At 62.8% G+C, this 17127-nt stretch carries 15 protein-coding genes; 14 read left to right on the top strand and 1 reads right to left on the bottom strand.

From position 1 onward, the window contains the following. Positions 1-33: 33 nt before the first annotated feature. Positions 34-795, top strand: coding sequence for a DNA repair protein RecO (recO, locus tag ABDK11_RS12450; RefSeq protein ID WP_346836831.1), 762 nt, complete (start codon positions 34-36; stop codon positions 793-795). Beyond that, positions 785-1171, top strand: a complete 387-nt coding sequence (acpS, locus tag ABDK11_RS12445; RefSeq protein ID WP_346836830.1) for a holo-ACP synthase — start codon at positions 785-787, stop codon at positions 1169-1171. The genes recO and acpS overlap by 11 nt, the downstream gene beginning before the upstream one ends. A gap of 102 nt (positions 1172-1273) precedes the next feature. On the opposite strand, the gene ABDK11_RS12440 is transcribed toward acpS, so the two are convergent. Beyond that, the gene (locus ABDK11_RS12440; protein ID WP_346836829.1) at positions 1274-4120 is read right to left on the bottom strand and encodes a response regulator; all 2847 of its coding nucleotides are present in this window, start codon (positions 4118-4120) and stop codon (positions 1274-1276) included. A gap of 344 nt (positions 4121-4464) precedes the next feature. Between ABDK11_RS12440 and cysM the strand changes: the two genes are divergently transcribed. The 12 genes from cysM to ABDK11_RS12380 all read left to right on the top strand — a co-directional run bounded on the left by cysM (position 4465) and on the right by ABDK11_RS12380 (position 17111). Then, positions 4465-5364, top strand: a complete 900-nt coding sequence (gene cysM / locus ABDK11_RS12435) for a cysteine synthase CysM (protein ID WP_346836828.1) — start codon at positions 4465-4467, stop codon at positions 5362-5364. A 20-nt stretch (positions 5365-5384) separates the two neighbouring features. Next, positions 5385-7631 (top strand): GTP diphosphokinase, encoded by a 2247-nt coding sequence (gene relA / locus ABDK11_RS12430; protein WP_346836827.1) that lies wholly within the window; start codon positions 5385-5387, stop codon positions 7629-7631. A gap of 100 nt (positions 7632-7731) precedes the next feature. After that, a complete protein-coding gene (gene mazG / locus ABDK11_RS12425; RefSeq protein WP_346836826.1) occupies positions 7732-8544 on the top strand; it encodes a nucleoside triphosphate pyrophosphohydrolase in 813 nt (270 codons plus the stop codon). 144 nt (positions 8545-8688) lie between these two features. Continuing rightward, complete coding sequence (adk, locus tag ABDK11_RS12420; RefSeq protein ID WP_346836825.1) at positions 8689-9342, top strand: adenylate kinase; 654 nt, start codon at positions 8689-8691, stop codon at positions 9340-9342. Positions 9343-9558: 216 nt separating this feature from the next. Beyond that, complete coding sequence (gene hemH, locus ABDK11_RS12415) at positions 9559-10557, top strand: ferrochelatase (RefSeq protein WP_346836824.1); 999 nt, start codon at positions 9559-9561, stop codon at positions 10555-10557. A gap of 303 nt (positions 10558-10860) precedes the next feature. Beyond that, a complete protein-coding gene (locus ABDK11_RS12410) occupies positions 10861-11634 on the top strand; it encodes a hypothetical protein (protein WP_346836823.1) in 774 nt (257 codons plus the stop codon). 263 nt (positions 11635-11897) lie between these two features. Beyond that, positions 11898-12596: a tRNA (adenosine(37)-N6)-threonylcarbamoyltransferase complex dimerization subunit type 1 TsaB gene (gene tsaB, locus ABDK11_RS12405; protein WP_346836822.1), complete on the top strand. Its 699-nt coding sequence runs from the start codon at positions 11898-11900 to the stop codon at positions 12594-12596. Between the two features lie 11 nt (positions 12597-12607). Next, positions 12608-13408: an undecaprenyl-diphosphate phosphatase gene (locus tag ABDK11_RS12400; protein WP_346836821.1), complete on the top strand. Its 801-nt coding sequence runs from the start codon at positions 12608-12610 to the stop codon at positions 13406-13408. 6 nt (positions 13409-13414) lie between these two features. Continuing rightward, positions 13415-14296: an NAD(P)-dependent oxidoreductase gene (locus ABDK11_RS12395; protein ID WP_346836820.1), complete on the top strand. Its 882-nt coding sequence runs from the start codon at positions 13415-13417 to the stop codon at positions 14294-14296. A 210-nt stretch (positions 14297-14506) separates the two neighbouring features. Further along, positions 14507-15610, top strand: a complete 1104-nt coding sequence (locus ABDK11_RS12390) for a DUF3524 domain-containing protein (RefSeq protein ID WP_346836819.1) — start codon at positions 14507-14509, stop codon at positions 15608-15610. Positions 15611-15705: 95 nt separating this feature from the next. Next, entirely contained in the window at positions 15706-16713 is a 1008-nt protein-coding gene (locus tag ABDK11_RS12385) for a tryptophan--tRNA ligase (protein ID WP_346836818.1), read from the top strand. Between the two features lie 68 nt (positions 16714-16781). Continuing rightward, entirely contained in the window at positions 16782-17111 is a 330-nt protein-coding gene (locus ABDK11_RS12380) for a multidrug efflux SMR transporter (protein ID WP_346836817.1), read from the top strand. Positions 17112-17127: the final 16 nt, after the last annotated feature.

Raw genomic sequence — 17127 nt, 5'->3', positions numbered from 1 at the left:
CATCCACCTACTGAGCATTCTCTTTCCGTCGTTATGGCGCAATCGCAACCGCCGCTGCAGCCGGCCTACATACTGCACTCGCGTCCGTTCCGCGACACCAGCCTCATTCTCGAGCTGCTGACGCCGGAGTTCGGCCGTATCGGCTGTGTCGCGCGCGGCGCGCGGCGCGACAAGCAGCGGCGTCAGCAGTCATTACAGCCGTTCGCACCGCTGTTGGTCACGCTGATGGGGCGCGGCGAGCTGAAGACCCTCGGCCCGCTGGAGAGCGCCGGGGCCGCGCTGTGGCTGCGCGGGCGCGCGGTTTACGCTGGCCTTTATGCCAATGAATTACTGGTGCGCCTGCTGCCGGCCGGCGAGGCACAGTATGCGATATTCGCCAGCTATCAGGCGTTGCTGCAGTCACTTGCGCAGCTCGATGGCAGTGCCGCGGAGCAGCTGGAGGCGCCGTTGAGGCGCTTTGAGCTGCAATTGCTGGCGGAACTCGGCAGTTGTCCGCAACTGGACTACTGCGCGCACACCAGCGCACCGGTGAGCACCGGTGTTCACTATCGCCTGGAGGATGAACTGGGCTTCGTGCCGGTGTACCGGCACGAAGATGCCCCGCGCCGCGCGGATGAGTTTACCGGCACAGAGCTGCTGGCTTTACAGGTCGCCCGCGACGGTGGCGAGCTGGCGCCGGCGCTGCTGGCTCCGGCAAAGCGGCTCACACGCCTGCTGCTGCAGCCGCTACTGGGCCCGCGTCCCCTGGAGTCACGGGCGCTTTTTATACAGGTTTACGCGAACAATGATCGTTAGTATCGGCACGGATATCTGCAGTTACACTCGTATCGAGGCCGCCTGGCGGCGCTTTGGTGACCGTTTTGTCGAGCGGGTACTGTGCGCAGCCGAGCGCGAGGCCTTTGCGCAGCTCGCCATTCCCAATCGCGCCGCCTATCTGTGCAAGCGCTTTGCCGCCAAGGAAGCGCTCGGCAAGGCGCTGGGCACCGGTATTGGTGAGGGCATTTCCTGGCAGCATATCGAGGTGCGGCGCCGGCGCGGGCTGGGGCCTGAGGTGCGATTGAGCGGCGAGGCGCAGGCGCGGGCGCAGCAGATGGGGGTCGGGCATATCCACCTGACGCTGTCGGACGAGAAGGACTTCGCGCTCGCCTTTGTGATTTTCGAGGGGGAATAGGGGCTGGCAAAGACCTTCACCGGTCCATACCAGGCCACTGTCGGCAACTCGCCCGCGCAGTGGCGTTCTCGGCTCCCGGTGCAATGGCCGTGTTAACCCGACTCAGGTCTCTGTTTCGGCGGCTTTGAGCCCGAACAGCGCATCCAGATTCTGCTCCGAGGCCCACTCGCGCAGCGCGCGTATCTCCCGTGCGACCGCGTCCACCAGACGCTGGTCGATCTCCGCTTCCGCGTCGTCCTGCAGTGGACGCAGGTGTTCCTGCAGGTTGGAGGTGGCCTCGCGCAACTGCGGCACGCCGCAGTAACAGCAACCGCCGTGCATACGGTGCACCAGCTCGAACAGGGCCTTGGTGTCACCGTCGTCGCGCAGGCGGTGCAATTCCTGTTCGTCGGAAATCAGCCCCTTGATCAACATCTGTAGCATGTCGCGGGCCAGTCGGGCGTCGTTGTTGCTGAGATTCAGGCTGTCTCCGATATCCACCAGTCGCGGACTGGCATTGCGCGAAGCGAACGGCTGTGTCGGAGCGAGGATTTTCATCCAGCGCTTGATCATATGACTGAGCTGCGCCTCGCTGACCGGTTTGCTCAGGTAATCGTCCAGGCCGGCGGAGAGCAGGCGTGCCTTCTCTTCGGTGCCGGCGTGCGCGGTCAGCGCAATGATCGGTATGCGCTGGTCGCGCTCTTCGGCGCGGATTCGGCGGGTGGCCTCGATCCCGTCCATTTCCGGCATCTGGATATCCATGAAGATCATATTGAAATCTTCTTCCCGCCATTTCTGTAGCGCCTCTTCGCCACTGGCGGCAATGGTGGCCTCTATCCCCTGGGCGCGCAGCAGCTCGCTGACCAGCAGGCGGTTGGCCTGGTGGTCGTCCACCGCCAGTACCCGCGGCGCGGTGTTCCAGGGCAGGGCCGGATGGGTGCCGGTGTTGCGCGCTACGGCCTGTTGCTGGGGCGCCGCGCGGCGCAGGGCGCGCAACAGGTTGTCGCGCGAGACCGGCTTGCCGAGGAAGGTGAGCACCCGTGTGCGTAATTGCTCGTAGCAGCGGCGCAGCTCCACCGGCGAGCCCTGCACGATGACCCGGCACTGGTAGGTATCCACCAGTTGCTGCACGGTGGCGATGAACTGGTCGAACCCCCCTTGGCCATCGCTGGCGATGGCAGTGTCGATAATGACGGCATCGGGCAGCGCGTCGTGGCGCCACATCTGCTCGACGGCCGGTTGCAGCGTGTCGCTGTCAGCCAGCTCCACTGGTTCCACCTGCCAGTGCTTGAGCAGCTGCGCCACCTGCAGGCGAGTCATGCGGTTGGGATCCGCAATCAGCAGGCGGCAGCCGGGAAAACGCTCCGGTACCGGGATGGTACGGCTGCGTTCCAGCAGCAGCGGCAGGTGTACCCAGAAAGTGGCACCGCCGCCGGCGGCTTCGTCGATACCGATACAGCCGCCCATGCGTTCGATCAGGCTGCGGGCGATGGCGAGGCCGAGGCCGCTGCTGCTGATCTGGCGGTTCTGCTGCGGGGACTTGTTTTCCAGCAGTTGCCGCAGTTCGCGGCGCCCCTGCTCGTCGATGCGGTTGCCCAGGTCGGTGACGCTGATGCGCACCAGCAGTTCGGAATCCTTGCCGCTCTGCACGCCCATGCGCACGGGGATGTTGCCATCGCTGGAGCTGCGCACCGCGCTGCCCACCAGGTTGGTGAGAATCTGCTTGATCCGCAGCGGGTCACCGACCAGGGTGCCGGGCAGCTGCGTATCGATCAGCGGCACCAGCTCCAGGCGGTGTTCGTAGGCGAAGGGGGCGAGAATCTGTAGCGTCTCCTCAAGCAGCTGCCCGAGATTCATGGGGATATGGTCGAGCACCAGGTTGCCGGACTCGATGCGCGAGAAATCCATGATGTCGTTGATGGTGGTGAGCAGGTTTTCCGACGAGCGCAGGATGGTCTGCAGGTAATCCTGCTGCAGTTCGTCGATGTCGGTCTTCAGCAACAGGTTGGTGAAGCCGATGATACCGTTCAGCGGCGTGCGGATTTCGTGGCTGGTATTGGCGAGGAAATTGGATTTGATGCGGCTCGCCTCCAGCGCCTTCTTGCGCGCCAGGTCCAGCTCGATATTCTGCTCCTCCATGCTGTCCAGCGACTGCCGCAGATCCTCCATCGATTGCAGCAGGTTGTCCTTGTACTCCTGCTGGTTGGTGGACAGGTTTCGCGCCATCTGGTTGATCTTGGCTACCAGTTGGTTCAGTTCGCGGTTGCCGGACTCCTGCGCGCGCACTTCGAATTGGCCGCGGCCGATGGCCTCCAGGGTGTCGCCGAGGCGCAGCAGGCTGTGGGCAAAGCGCTCGGATAGAAACACCGCCCAGGCCAGTGCGGCCAGGGTGCAGATGATCAATGCCAGCAGGGCCATCAGGACCGCCTGATAGGTGCCGATGACGAAGTAGGGGCGGTGTAGCTCGACGCTGATCCAGCAGTGGATGGGCTTGTCGTGGATTGGTTGCAGGACCTGCAGGCTGCCGCCCTTGTCGAACACGATGGTCTCATGGCCGTGCAGGTCGGCGGCGCGAACCGAGCGCCGCGGGCGCGGGCCCACACCGGCCAGGTTGTTCAGGTGGGTGACCGGATCCAGGTCTTCGCCCTCAGTGGAGTAGATCTGCACCGAGCGCACCATGTCCTTCTCCAGCATTACGTTGAGCAGGCTCTGGTGCAGCCACTCCTTGCGCAGACTGGTTGGCTGGCCGCCGCTCAGCTTGATCAGCTCGGCGAGCTGCTCGGCGCTGGTGCGCCCGTGGGATAGCAGCAGCTGGCGCCGGTCGTTCATCTGCTGCAGCGTGAACACGATAGTCAGCACCAGTGCCAGCACCAGCGCCGGGGCCAGGGTGAAGCGGAATAGGGTTGCGCGCAGCGAGCGCGCTGCGGGGACGGGATCCTGATCCGACTCTTTAGTCTTGGAAGCAGCCATAGGGGCGGACTTTTCTGATTGTGCTGTTTTTGTTCAATTCTACTCCTCTGGGCCGCAGTTGCCACTGGCGAATGGCGACAGCCCGGCGACCTGTGAAAATCCGGCGCTCGGCTCTCCGCTGAGCGGAACAGGCGCGTTCGTGCGGCCAAACAGGCACGTAAGTGCTTGAAATTTCGTGAAAGAGTGCTGTGCATGTTGCGCAACCCCGGTTGACAGTAGCCGGGGAAAGCCTTTTTCGACAGGCTGTTAGCAGGACCTTACGAAACGGTATAGGGCGCTGTTCGCAGGGATCGGGCGCAAAGGGTAAAATGGCGCACCGATTTTTGTCTGGATGTGGATTTGCCATGGAATACCCCACGATTGCCGACTGTGTGGGCAACACCCCGCTGGTGCGGCTGCAGCGCCTTGCGGGTGAGACCAGCAACACGATTCTGCTCAAGCTGGAGGGGAACAATCCGGCCGGTTCGGTCAAGGATCGCCCGGCGCTGTCGATGATCGCGCGCGCCGAGGCGCGCGGGCAGATAAAACCCGGCGATACACTGATCGAGGCCACTAGCGGCAACACCGGCATCGCCCTGGCGATGGCGGCGGCGATCCGCGGTTACCGCATGATCCTGATCATGCCGGAGAGTGCCACCGACGAGCGCAAGGCCGCGATGACCGCCTATGGTGCCGAGCTGATTCTGGTCAGCGCGGAAGCGGGTATGGAGGGCGCGCGGGATCTGGCGCTGGAAATGCAAGCGGAAGGGCGCGGCCTGGTGCTGAACCAGTTCGCCAACGGCGACAATCCGCGCGCACACTACGAGGGCACCGGCCCCGAAATCTGGCGTCAGACGCGCGGCGCTATCACCCATTTTGTGTCCTCGATGGGCACTACCGGTACCATAATGGGCTGCGGTCGCTACCTGAAAGAGCAGAATCCGCAGGTGCAGGTCATCGGCCTGCAACCCACCGAGGGCTCGAGTATTCCCGGTATCCGCCGCTGGCCGGAGGCCTATCGGCCGCAGATCTTCGTGCCCGAAGAGGTCGATCGGGTGCTGGATATGGGGCAGCGCGAAGCCGAGGAAATGACGCGACGACTGGCGCGGGAAGAGGGTATCTTCTGCGGTGTCTCGTCCGGCGGTGCCGTGGCCGGCGCCCTGCGCCTGTCGGCGGAGGTGGACAATGCCACCATTGTTGCCATCATTTGCGATCGCGGTGATCGCTACCTGTCCTCCGGACTGTTCGATTCCCATACTCCATAAAGAAAGCGCCCCAAAACGCGATGGTACAAGTCAGAAAACATCACTCTGTCGGCGGCAACGGCGAACTGGACCTCGAATCCTGGTTGCGCCATATCCAGACCCTGGCGGGCCTCGACGGCGGCGCCCTGGTCACTTTGCGCCGCGCCGCGGAAGTGAGCGCGGAGGCGGAGACGCGGGCCATTGCCGCGGAGAATATCTGGGCCGAGGGTGCCAGCAGTTTCGCCACCGGCCTGGAGATGGCCGAGATTCTCGCCGACCTGCAGATTGATGCCGAGGCACTGTGCGCCGCGGTGCTGTACCGCGCGGTACGCGAGAAGCGCCTGCCGCTGAAAACCGTCGAGGAAGAATTCGGCAAGACCGTCGCCAAGCTGATTCGCGGCGTGCTGCGCATGGCCGCAATCCGCAGTCGCAGTGCCGATACCGGCGACGAGGGTGCCAGCCTGGCGGTGGAAGAGCACTCGGAAAATATCCGCCGCATGCTGGTGGCGCTGGTGGACGATGTGCGCGTGGCGCTGATCAAGCTGGCCGAGCGCACCTGCGCCATTCGCGCGGCCAAGAATGCCGAGCCGGCCAAGCGTCGGCGGGTGGCCCGCGAAGTGGCCGACGTCTATGCGCCGCTGGCCCATCGCCTGGGTATCGGCCATATCAAATGGGAGCTGGAGGATCTCAGTTTCCGCTACCTGGAGCCGGACGATTACAAGCAGATCGCCCGGCTGCTGGACGAAAAGCGCCTCGCGCGGCAACACTATATCGACGAGGTACTGGCGCTGCTGCGTGACGAGCTCGGCCGCGCGGATATCGAAGGCGAGGTCTACGGCCGGGCCAAGCACATTTACAGCATCTGGCGAAAGATGCGGCGCAAGAATATCGGCTTTTCCCAGGTGTATGATATCCGTGCGGTGCGCATCCTTGTGCCTACCGTGCGCGATTGCTATGCGGTGCTCGGCATCGTGCACAATCTGTGGCGCAACATTCCCAACGAATTTGACGATTACATCGCCTCGCCCAAAGAGAACGGCTACCGCTCCCTGCATACCGCAGTAATCGGTCCGGAGCGCAAGGTACTGGAAGTGCAGATCCGCACGGTGGCGATGCATGAAGAGGCGGAGTACGGCGTCTGCGCTCATTGGCGCTATAAAGGCACCGACCGCAAGTCCGAGGGACAGGACAGCTACGAACAGAAAATATCCTGGCTGCGCCAGGTACTCGACTGGCATGAAGAGGTCGGGGGCAATCCGCTGCAGGAAGACCTGCTGGCCAGCGAGGCCGATACGCGCATTTATGTGTTCACGCCCGACGGTCACGTGGTGGATCTGCCACGCGGCGCCACGCCGCTGGACTTCGCTTACAAGATCCACACCGAGATCGGCCATCGCTGTCGCGGTGCCAAGGTGGACGGGCGCATTGTGCCGCTGAACTGCGAGCTGCAGACCGCCAACCAGGTGGAAATTCTTACCGGCAAGCGCGAGGCGCCCAGCCGCGACTGGCTGTCGCCGGGTATGGGTTACATTAATACCTCCCGCGCCCGCGCCAAGATCGTGCACTGGTTCAAGCAGCAGGCCCGCGACCAGAATATTGCCGATGGACGCAGTATTCTCGACGGTGAATTCAAACAGCTGGCACTGATCGATTTCGAATTCGAGAAGCTCGCCGCGAAGCTGAATATGCACTCGCTCGACGACCTCTACGCGGCCGTTGGCGCCGGCGATATCGGTGTCGGCCAGGTGCTCAATGCCGCCCAGCGCATGGTCAGGGTGGATCGGGTGGAACCGGTGCCTTCACTGACGGCGTCGGTGGCCCGCGGCGAGGGCAAGACCGACGTCTACATCGACGGCGTCGGTAACCTGATGACCCATATCGCGCGCTGCTGCAACCCGGTGCCCGGTGACCAGATTATGGGTTACATCACGCTGGGGCGCGGCGTGTCCATTCACCGCAAGGACTGCGCCAATATGCTGCGCATGCAGTCGGACGAGCACGAACGGGTGCTGCAGGTGGAGTGGGCCGAAAAGCCCAAAGAGCTCTACGCGGTGGAAATCATGATCGAGGCATACGACCGCCACGGCCTGCTGCGCGATATCACCACCATGCTCGACAGCCAGCGCATCAATATCACCGCCATGCAAACGCACTCCAACAAACACAAGCATACGGTGGAAATGGTACTGACCGCCGAGGTACACAGCTTCGAAGAGCTCTCGCGCGTGCTGCATCGCATCAACCAGCTGCCCAATGTGGCTTCGGCCAAGCGGCGCCTGCTGCACTGATCGCGCATTGCGCACAGCTGTGCGAATGCGCATGGTGCCGCCGTGCGCAGCGAATCAACTTTGTGGTGCGCGCGGCGCACCCTATGGAGAAGAACACCCCGTGCCAAGCGATAGATACACCGTCGAAGATCTGCTTCACCTGATGGCGCGGCTGCGCGACCCTGACGGCGGTTGCCCCTGGGACCTGAAGCAGACGTTCGCCACCATCGTGCCGTCTACCATCGAAGAGGCCTACGAAGTTGCCGAGGCCATCGAGGCCGAGGATTTCGAGCACCTGCACGAAGAGCTCGGCGACCTCCTGTTCCAGGTCATCTTTTACGCCCAGCTGGGTAGCGAGCAGCAGCGTTTCGATTTCGCCCGCATTGTCGACACCCTGGTGCGCAAACTGTTGCGCCGCCATCCACATGTGTTCCCCAGCGGTGAGCTCCGCGGCGATAACACCGCCGCGCCGATAGATGAGGCCGAAGTCAAGCAGAACTGGGAAGCGATCAAGGCCGCCGAGCGCGGTGCCAAAGGGGAAGGCGGTGCCCTCGACGGCGTGGCGCGCGGGCTGCCGGCGCTGACGCGTGCCGCCAAGCTGCAAAAGCGCGCCTCGCGGGTGGGCTTTGACTGGCCGGAGATCGGCGGTGTGCTGGACAAGATAGAGGAAGAGCTGGCCGAGCTGCGCGAGGCGCTGGCTGCGGACGACTCTGCGGCGGCCCGCGAGGAGCTGGGCGATCTGCTGTTCTCCTGTGTCAATGCCGCGCGCCACCTGCAGGTGGAGCCGGAGGCCGCATTGCGCCAGTGCAATCGCAAATTCGAAAGCCGCTTCAGCGCTGTCGAGGCCGCGCTGGCCGCCGAGGGCCGCACACCGACGGACGCCAGCCTGGCGGAACTGGATCAACTCTGGGAGCGGGCCAAGCGCGGCAACTGAGCGGCATGCGGTAGTTTTACTACACCGGATGCCCACTCAGCGGCAGCGGCTCTACCTTGCCCTGCAGGGGGTCTGCGTGTAAGGTAGCGCTCTTTTGGCGCGGCGGACATTGACACGCCGGGATAGACTGGAGGCATTCTGACCATGCGAATTATTCTCTTGGGGGCGCCGGGGGCCGGCAAAGGCACTCAGGCTCAGTTCATTACAGAGAAATTCGGCATCCCGCAGATTTCCACCGGTGATATGCTGCGCGCGGCTGTGAAGGCGGGCACTCCGCTCGGCCTGCAGGCAAAAGGTGTGATGGAGGCCGGCAAGCTGGTGTCCGACGACCTGATCATCGCCCTGGTCAAAGAGCGCATCGCGCAGCCGGATTGCGCCAACGGATTCCTGTTCGACGGTTTCCCTCGCACCATCCCCCAGGCACAGGCTCTACTGGATGCTGAAGTCTCCATCGATCACGTGCTGGAAATCGCCGTGGACGACGAGGAAATCGTCAAGCGCCTGTCCGGGCGCCGCGTTCATGAAGGTTCCGGCCGTGTCTATCACGTCATCTATAATCCGCCGAAACAGGATGGCGTTGACGACGAGACCGGCGAGCCGCTGATTCAGCGCAGTGACGACACCGAAGACACGGTGCGCAACCGCCTGTCGGTTTACCATGAGCAGACAGAACCGCTGGTGGGTTTCTACCGCGAACTGGCCGAACGAGCGCCGGAATCCGCGCCTAAATACAGCCGGGTTGAGGGTGTGGGCTCGATGGTCGACATTCGCGAGATGGTAAATACTGCACTGACCTGATCCGGTCGGGCGTTCAGTACGTAAAAAGGCTCCCTTGCGGGGGCCTTTTTTGTAACTGTGCTTTTGTGGGTTCCAGCGGCCTCCGTCATGGCAGCTGTTGTCCATTGATCAGCCTTGCTCCAGTGTCACGCGTCTCTCGGCCAGCTGATTACACCCGCAGCCGAATCCAGGTACCTCTGGGTATACTGGGCTTCTGTTATCGAAAGGAATTGCGATATGACTACAGCCGTTATTCTGATGAACCTGGGGAGTCCAGCGGAACCCACAGCCGCCGGCGTGCGGACTTTTTTGCGCGATTTTCTCTCGGACCCTCGTGTAGTCGAAATTCCCAGGCCATTGTGGCTGGCAATTCTGCACGGCCTGGTGCTGCCGCTGCGACCCCGGCGTATCGCGCCGGCCTATGCCCAAATCTGGAATGAAAGCTTCGATGGCGAGCCGGTGCAGGGTTCGCCGCTGGCTCACTACACCCGCCGTCAGGCGGAACTGCTGCAGGTGCGGCTGGCGGAAACGCGCCCGGATGTGACTGTCAGTTACGCAATGACCTACGGCGGTCCCAGCCTGGACGCAGAGGTGGCGCGCCTGCGCCGGCAGGGCATAGATTCCTTTCTGGTGCTGCCGCTGTACCCCCAGTACTCGGCAACAACCACGGGCGCCATCTACGATCAGGTGGCAGACATATTCCGCAATAGCCGGGATATTCCCGACATCACCGTCGTGCGGGAATATTACCGGCACCCGCTGTATATCCGCGCGCTGGCCAACTCCGTGCGTGATCTTTGGGAAAAGCGCGGTGCTCCAGAGCGGCTGCTGCTGTCCTTTCACGGAATCCCCAAGGCCAATATCAATAAGGGCGACCCCTATTACCGCCACTGCTGTGATACGGCGGAGCAATTGGCAGCGGAGCTGGAGCTGGAGCGCGATCGCTGGCAGGTGAGTTTTCAGTCCCGTTTCGGTAAAGCTGAATGGCTGCAGCCGTACACCGATAAAACCCTGATAGAAATGGGTAGATCCGGAGTGCACAGTGTCGATGTGATTTGTCCCGCGTTTGCCGCTGATTGCCTGGAAACACTCGAGGAAATTTCGGTAGAGAATCACGCTAATTTTATCGACGCCGGTGGGCGTGAATTCCGCTATATCCCCGCCCTGAATGCGCGCGAGGATCATATCGAGGCCCTGGCTGCGATCGCTCGCGAAAAACTGCCGGCAAAACTGTAAACGAAGCCGGTTGTTTGGCTGTCGCAGCCAGCCATCGCACCCCAAAAAAGGTTTTTTGGGGTGATTCCTGAAAAAAACTCCCTTTTTGCAAAAAAAACTATCCTTTTTTGTCCTTTTTTCTTGCAAAGCGGTTTATTTTTATTAACTTAGATACAGTTACATCGATTTAGGTGGTGTAGCTTGCTCTGGATTGTCCAAAGGCTGCCTGCGGGCTCCTGGCTTCAGAAGCAAAATGGCAGATTTGCCAGCACACTTTCTTCAGGTTGCAGAGGTATTCCTTCTTACTCAGAGAGGAGACAAGGGATGGCACGAGTAGCAAAAAAGAAAGCGCGGACTAAACGCGCTGTCAAAGCCAAGGCTCCGGCGACAGTATCTCCGGCAGTAACCAAGGCGCAGAAAGCCGTGGATTCGGCGACCAAGTCGCTGGATGGGCAACTGGATCGCGTCGCCAAAGCGCGGGCCCGGGTGCAAAAAAGTAGTACGGCTGCTGCGAAGAAATCGCTGACCAGCGCCAATGCCAAAGCTAAAGAATTACGCGCCAAGGTAGCTGCTGCAAAAATGGATCTGGCTAAAGCCAAGGCCATGGATGCGGTGCGCCACGCCGAAGAGGCAGCCAAACAGAAAATTTCCGAAATGGCTGATAGCCTGAGCGCCAAGGCCGACAAGGATCTCGCGGCGGCTGTCAAAGCGTTCGAGGCGCGCTGGAAAAAGACCCGCGCCAAGGCCGATGCCAAGAAGGTGAAGGCCGCGGAGAAGAAGGCCCAGGCCAAGGTGAAGGCTGCCGCCAAGAAGTCGGCTGCCAAAGCCAAGGCCCTAGAGAAGAAGGCCGTTGCCAAGGCCAAGGCCGACGCCAAGAAGGCGGCTAAGAAAGCCACCAAGAAAGCCGCGAAGAAGCCCGGTCGGCCGAAGAAGTCCGCGGCCAAGAAAGCGGCAACCAAGAAAACGGTAGCCAAGAAAGCGGCGGGTAAGAGCGCAGCGAAGAAAAAGCCGGGTCGCCCGCCCAAGGCAGCGGCCAAAAAGAAGGCTCCAGCCAAGAAGAAGGCCGCCCGTCGCGGTCGCCCACCGAAGAAGTCCTGATTCGACAGTGGATTAGCGGGGCCGCGCCCTCTGCGCGTTCCCGGTGATCGCTAAAGGTCAGTTCAGAAGCCCCGGCACTGCCGGGGCTTCTGCATTTTGGGGTAGAGCCATTTACACATGACGTATCCCGCCCGCCGTGACACAATTCGCCCTCGCACCGGCAGTGGTGCGGGGAATGCGGGGGCCGCGTGAACCAGCGCCCGGTCCGCCGGTCATAGTTACACTGGCCCGGCGCTGCCCGGGCACCAAGATCGAGTGAAGTTGTGAAGATTCTCGCCCTGGATACCACTTCCGGCGCCTGTTCCGTGGCTCTGCACTGCGACGGGCACACGTTCGAGCAATTTGTCGCCGCAGAGCGCGACCACACCCGCCGCCTGCTACCAATGGTGGATGCGGTACTGGCCGAGGCCGGTATCGGTCTGCGGCAGCTGGACGCGCTGGCGGTGAGTCGCGGCCCGGGCTCCTTTACCGGCCTGCGTATTGCCATCAGCTGTACCCAGGGGCTGGCGTTCGCCGCCGAACTTCCGGTAGTGCCGGTTTCCAGCCTCGCCGCACTGGCGGCGGGCAGTCGCCGCGCACACCCGGAGTGGCAGTCGGGGGCGATTGTCGCAGCGCTGGATGCGCGCATGCAGCAGGTCTACTGGGGGATTTATGCCGACGCTTGCCCCCATGACAGTCTGTTACCCGAGGCGGTTGCCGATCCACAGCGTGTGCTCGAGGCGCTGCAACAGTCCGAACTGCCCGCACCGCTGTACGGCGCAGGCCCCGGCTGGCACTACGACGCACTGTCTGTGGCGCCACTGGCGAGCGTCGACCTGCAGGCGGCGATTCACGCGCGGGAAATCGCCGATCTGGCGCTGCCGCTGTGGCAAAAGGGGGAGGCCGTTGGCGCCGAGGCGCTGGAGCCGCTCTATCTTCGCAATGAAGTGACCTGGCAAAAACGACAAAAAATCCGCTCTTAAAGAAGTTACCCATGGACATACTGCATATCATCGCCCTGGCCATCATTCAGGGTCTGACCGAGTTTTTACCTATTTCCAGCTCTGCACACCTGATCCTTCCCAATCAGGTGCTGGGCTGGCCCGACCAGGGGCTGGCCTTTGACGTGGCGGTGCACTTCGGCACCCTGCTGGCGGTGATAGCCTATTTCCGCAAAGACGTCTGGGCTCTGATTCGCGACGGCCTGGCCGGCTTTGGCAGTGGCAAGTTTACCGACGATGGCCGGCTCGCCTGGTTGATTGTGCTGGCGACGATTCCCGCGGGCCTGGCCGGGCTGGCGTTCCAGGGCTTTATCGAGACCACACTGCGCTCGGCCGCCGTAATCGCCTCGACCACTATCATCTTCGGTGTCGTGCTGTGGTGGGCAGATGCGCGCAGTGTGCACACCCATACGCTGGCGCAGCTGAACTGGAAGCGGGCGCTGGCGATCGGCGCAGCCCAGGCTCTGGCACTGATTCCGGGCACCTCTCGTTCCGGTATTACCATGACCGCCGGGCTGATGCTGGGTATGGAGCGCAAGGACGCCGCGCGCTTTTCGTTTCTCATGTCGATCCCGATCATCGCACTGAGCGCGCTGCTGCTGATCATCGAACTGCTGGAGCAGTCGCAACCGGTGCACTGGCACGACCTGTTTCTGGGGACGGTGCTGTCCGGTATCAGCGCCTTCGTGTGTATTCATTATTTCCTGCAATTTATCAATCGTATTGGCATGGCGCCGTTCGCCATCTACCGCTTGCTGCTGGGCGCGGCACTTTTCTGGATGATCTTGGGGTAAATCACTATGGCAACTGTTGCATTTCTCGGGCTCGGGGTGATGGGATATCCGATGGCCGGTTTCCTGGCCAGGGCCGGGCACAGCGTGCGGGTCTATAACCGCACCGCGGCTCGCGCTGAGCAATGGCTGGGGGACTACGCCGGTGAAGCCTGCGCAACGCCAGCGGAGGCCGCGCGCGGCGCCGAGGTGGTGTTTGCCTGTGTCGGCAACGACCACGACCTGCGTGAAGTCGTCACCGGCGAGCAGGGTGCCTTCGTCGGCATGGCCGCGGGCAGCCTGTTTGTAGATCACACCACCGCTTCTGCGGATGTGGCCCGCGAGCTGGCCGCAGCCGGGCGCGACCAGGGTATCGGTTTTCTGGATGCGCCCATTTCCGGCGGCCAGGCCGGGGCCGAAAACGGCGTGCTGACGGTCATGGTCGGTGGCGCGGAGGGCGATTACGAGCGCGCCCAGCCGCTGATCGACTGTTACGCCCGCGCAATCAGCCTGCTGGGCCCGGTGGGCAGCGGCCAGCTGTGCAAAATGGTCAACCAGATCTGTATTGCCGGTGCGGTGCAGGGGCTGGCCGAGGGGCTGCACTTCGCCAAGGCTGCGGGACTCGATGCCGAGCAGGTGATCGGCGTCATTTCCAAGGGCGCAGCGCAGAGCTGGCAGATGGAAAACCGCTACAAGACCATGCTCGCGGGTGAGTACGAACACGGCTTCGCCGTGGACTGGATGCGCAAGGACCTGGCGATCGTGCTCGACGAGGCGCAGCGCAACGGCGCGCTGCTGCCGGTCACGGCGCTGGTGGACCAGTTCTACAGCGAAGTGCAGGCCCTCGGTGGCGGCCGCTGGGATACCTCCAGCCTGCTCGCGCGCCTGACCAACGTGCGCGATTTCGACTGAAGCTGTCCTATGTGAGCCTTTCCGGTGGAGGAGCGGCCTTTGGCTGCGATCGGGATAGCGCGTGAACGCCGGCCCTGCCGCCGGTGGCTATCCGGCCAACAGCCTCATCGGCAATCGTTTGCCGGATAGCCACCGGCGCCAGAGCCTCTCGCTGTGCCACCTGCGATGTTATGCTCGGCCAATGGCTGCTTTTACCCTGACAGATTGAATGTGAAAGTCCTGCTCCTTTCCGCCTACGACGCCGACAGCCACAAGCGCTGGCGCCGCGGCCTGGTGGCCGCCATCCCGGAGTGGCAGTGGACGGTGCTGACGCTGCCGCCGCGCTATTTCAGCTGGCGTGTGCGCGGCAACAGCCTCAGTTGGGGGCGGGGCGAAACGGCGGACACGCTGCGCCAGCCCTGGGACCTGATCGTCGCCACTTCCATGACCGATCTGGCCGCACTGCGCGGCCTGGTACCCGAAATCGCCGCGGTGCCCACGGCGGTCTACTTCCACGAGAACCAGTTCGACTATCCGCGCACTGCCGATGCCTTCCAGTCGGTGGAGCCGCAGCTGCTGAATATCTACACCGCGCTCGCCGGTGATCTGCTGCTGTTCAATTCCGACTATAACCGCCGCACGCTGCTGAGCGGCGCCGCGGAGTTGCTCCGACGCTTTCCCGACTGTGTACCGCCGGACCTGTGCGCGGAGATTGCGCGCAAGTCGCGGGTGCTGCCAGTGCCGCTGGAAGACGCGTTGTTCGAGAATCCGCCGCAACCGCGCGGCGCTCGCCCGACGCTGGTGTGGAACCACCGCTGGGAGCACGACAAGGGCCCGGACATCCTTTTGCGCGCGCTGCAGCAATTCTGCCGGCTGGAGCTGTCCTTTACCCTGCATGTCGTCGGCCAGCAGTTCCGCCGCCAACCGGCGGAATTTGCCCGCATTCGCACACTGCTTGCCGAGGCGGGAGCGCTGGGTGCCTGGGGCTACCAGGACTGCGCAGCGGATTATCGCCAGCTGTTGGGAGGCAGCCACGCGGTGCTGTCCACCGCGCGGCACGATTTCCAGGGGCTGGCGGTGCTGGAGGCGGTGGCCGCCGGCTGCCGGCCGCTGGTGCCGGACAGCCTCGCCTACCCGGAGTGGTTCGGTGCGGGCGGCTACCGTTTTGCACAGGACATCGAGGACTGTGCGGACAACCTCTGTGCGGCGATGCGCAATTGCGCCGAACAGGTGATGGGCGGAACGTTGCCTTGCGCACCGGACGTCTCCCGCTTGCGCTGGTCGGTACTGGCCGGCGAATATCGCGCGCTGCTGGAACCACTGGCGCAGCGCTAGCCGTAGCCCGGGAGCGGCCCCATACAATCCGCGCCGCGAACAGGGTATTATTCGCCCCCGATTCCCGAGAAGACAGCACGGAATAACAAGGATTTATGACTAAGCAGCGCGTACTGACCGGTATCACCACCACCGGCACTCCCCACCTCGGCAACTACGTCGGCGCTATCCGTCCGGCGATCAATGCCAGCCAGGACGAGAACAACCAGCCGTTCTACTTCCTGGCGGACTACCACGCGCTGATCAAGTGCCAGGACCCGGAGCTGGTGCACCAGTCAACCCGCGAGATCGCCGCTACCTGGCTGGCGTTGGGCCTGGACACCGACAATGCGGTTTTCTATCGCCAGTCGGATATCCACGAGATCCCGGAGCTGACCTGGCTGCTGACCTGCATGACCGCCAAGGGCCTGATGAACCGCGCCCACGCCTACAAGGCGGCGGTGGATGCCAACCGTGCCGATGGCGAGGATTCGGATTTCGGCGTCAATATGGGGCTGTACAGCTACCCGATCTTGATGGCGGCGGACATCCTGATGTTTAACGCCAACAAGGTGCCGGTGGGCAAGGACCAGGTGCAGCATATCGAGATGGCGCGGGATATCGCCGGGCGCTTCAACCACCACTACGGCGAACACTTCGCGCTGCCGGAGGCGGTGGTCGACGACCATGTGGCGGTGCTGCAGGGGCTCGACGGGCGCAAGATGAGCAAGAGCTACGGCAATACCATTCCGCTGTTTTTGCCGGAGAAGAAGCTGAAGAAGCATATCAACAAGATCAAGACTAACCTGCTGGAACCGGGTGAGCCGAAAGATCCGGATACTTCCACCGTGTTCCAGATCTGGCAGGCCTTTGCCACCGAGCAACAGACCGCGGAGATGCGCCAGGCGTTCGCGGAAGGCATCGCCTGGGGCGAGGCCAAGAAGCAGTTGTTCGAGCTGGTCAACGGCCAGATCGGCGAGGCCCGTGAGCGTTATGAGGCGCTGCTGGCCAATCCGGCACAGATCGAGCAGGAGCTGGAAAAGGGCGCGGAAAAGGCCCGCAGCTATGCGGCGCCGTTTATCGATAAACTGCGCCACGCCGTGGGCATTCGCAAAATCGGCTGACCGCAGCAGCGCGCGGTCAGCGCCGCGCGTTTTCCTTTCGAAATTCAAGCAACCGCAGTCGGGGCACTATGGCTTACCTGTATCTCGCTATTGCCATCGTGGCGGAAGTCGCCGCCACCACCGCGCTCAAGGCCTCGGCGCAATTTACCCGTCTCGGCCCGTCCCTGATCGTCGTGATCGGGTACGGGATCGCTTTCTATATGCTCACGTTGGTGCTGCGCAGCATTCCGGTGGGCGTGTCTTACGCCATCTGGTCGGGTTTGGGTATCGTCCTGGTGACGCTCGCCGGTGCAGTGGTTTACCGGCAGATACCGGACTGGCCGGCGATCTTCGGGATGGGGCTGATTGTCGCCGGCGTGATCGTGATCAATGTGTTTTCAGTAACGGTAGAGCCGTAGCGACCCCGGTGCGCAT

Source organism: Microbulbifer sp. SAOS-129_SWC (assembly GCF_039696035.1).
GTDB lineage: Bacteria > Pseudomonadota > Gammaproteobacteria > Pseudomonadales > Cellvibrionaceae > Microbulbifer.
Note: the sequence above shows the minus strand (reverse complement) of the source record. Positions and strands in the feature narration are given on the sequence as shown.

What these genes read in the sequence shown, in the direction of transcription:
- cysM (WP_346836828.1), top strand. Translation starts at nt 4,465, where the DNA reads ATGGAATACCCCACGATTGCCGACTGTGTGGGCAACACCCCGCTGGTG.
- ABDK11_RS12400 (WP_346836821.1), top strand. Translation starts at nt 12,608, where the DNA reads ATGGACATACTGCATATCATCGCCCTGGCCATCATTCAGGGTCTGACC.
- ABDK11_RS12385 (WP_346836818.1), top strand. Translation starts at nt 15,706, where the DNA reads ATGACTAAGCAGCGCGTACTGACCGGTATCACCACCACCGGCACTCCC.
- ABDK11_RS12380 (WP_346836817.1), top strand. Translation starts at nt 16,782, where the DNA reads ATGGCTTACCTGTATCTCGCTATTGCCATCGTGGCGGAAGTCGCCGCC.
- ABDK11_RS12440 (WP_346836829.1), bottom strand. Translation starts at nt 4,120, where the DNA reads ATGGCTGCTTCCAAGACTAAAGAGTCGGATCAGGATCCCGTCCCCGCA.
- recO (WP_346836831.1), top strand. Translation starts at nt 34, where the DNA reads ATGGCGCAATCGCAACCGCCGCTGCAGCCGGCCTACATACTGCACTCG.
- ABDK11_RS12410 (WP_346836823.1), top strand. Translation starts at nt 10,861, where the DNA reads ATGGCACGAGTAGCAAAAAAGAAAGCGCGGACTAAACGCGCTGTCAAA.
- adk (WP_346836825.1), top strand. Translation starts at nt 8,689, where the DNA reads ATGCGAATTATTCTCTTGGGGGCGCCGGGGGCCGGCAAAGGCACTCAG.
- acpS (WP_346836830.1), top strand. Translation starts at nt 785, where the DNA reads ATGATCGTTAGTATCGGCACGGATATCTGCAGTTACACTCGTATCGAG.
- hemH (WP_346836824.1), top strand. Translation starts at nt 9,559, where the DNA reads ATGACTACAGCCGTTATTCTGATGAACCTGGGGAGTCCAGCGGAACCC.
- relA (WP_346836827.1), top strand. Translation starts at nt 5,385, where the DNA reads ATGGTACAAGTCAGAAAACATCACTCTGTCGGCGGCAACGGCGAACTG.
- ABDK11_RS12395 (WP_346836820.1), top strand. Translation starts at nt 13,415, where the DNA reads ATGGCAACTGTTGCATTTCTCGGGCTCGGGGTGATGGGATATCCGATG.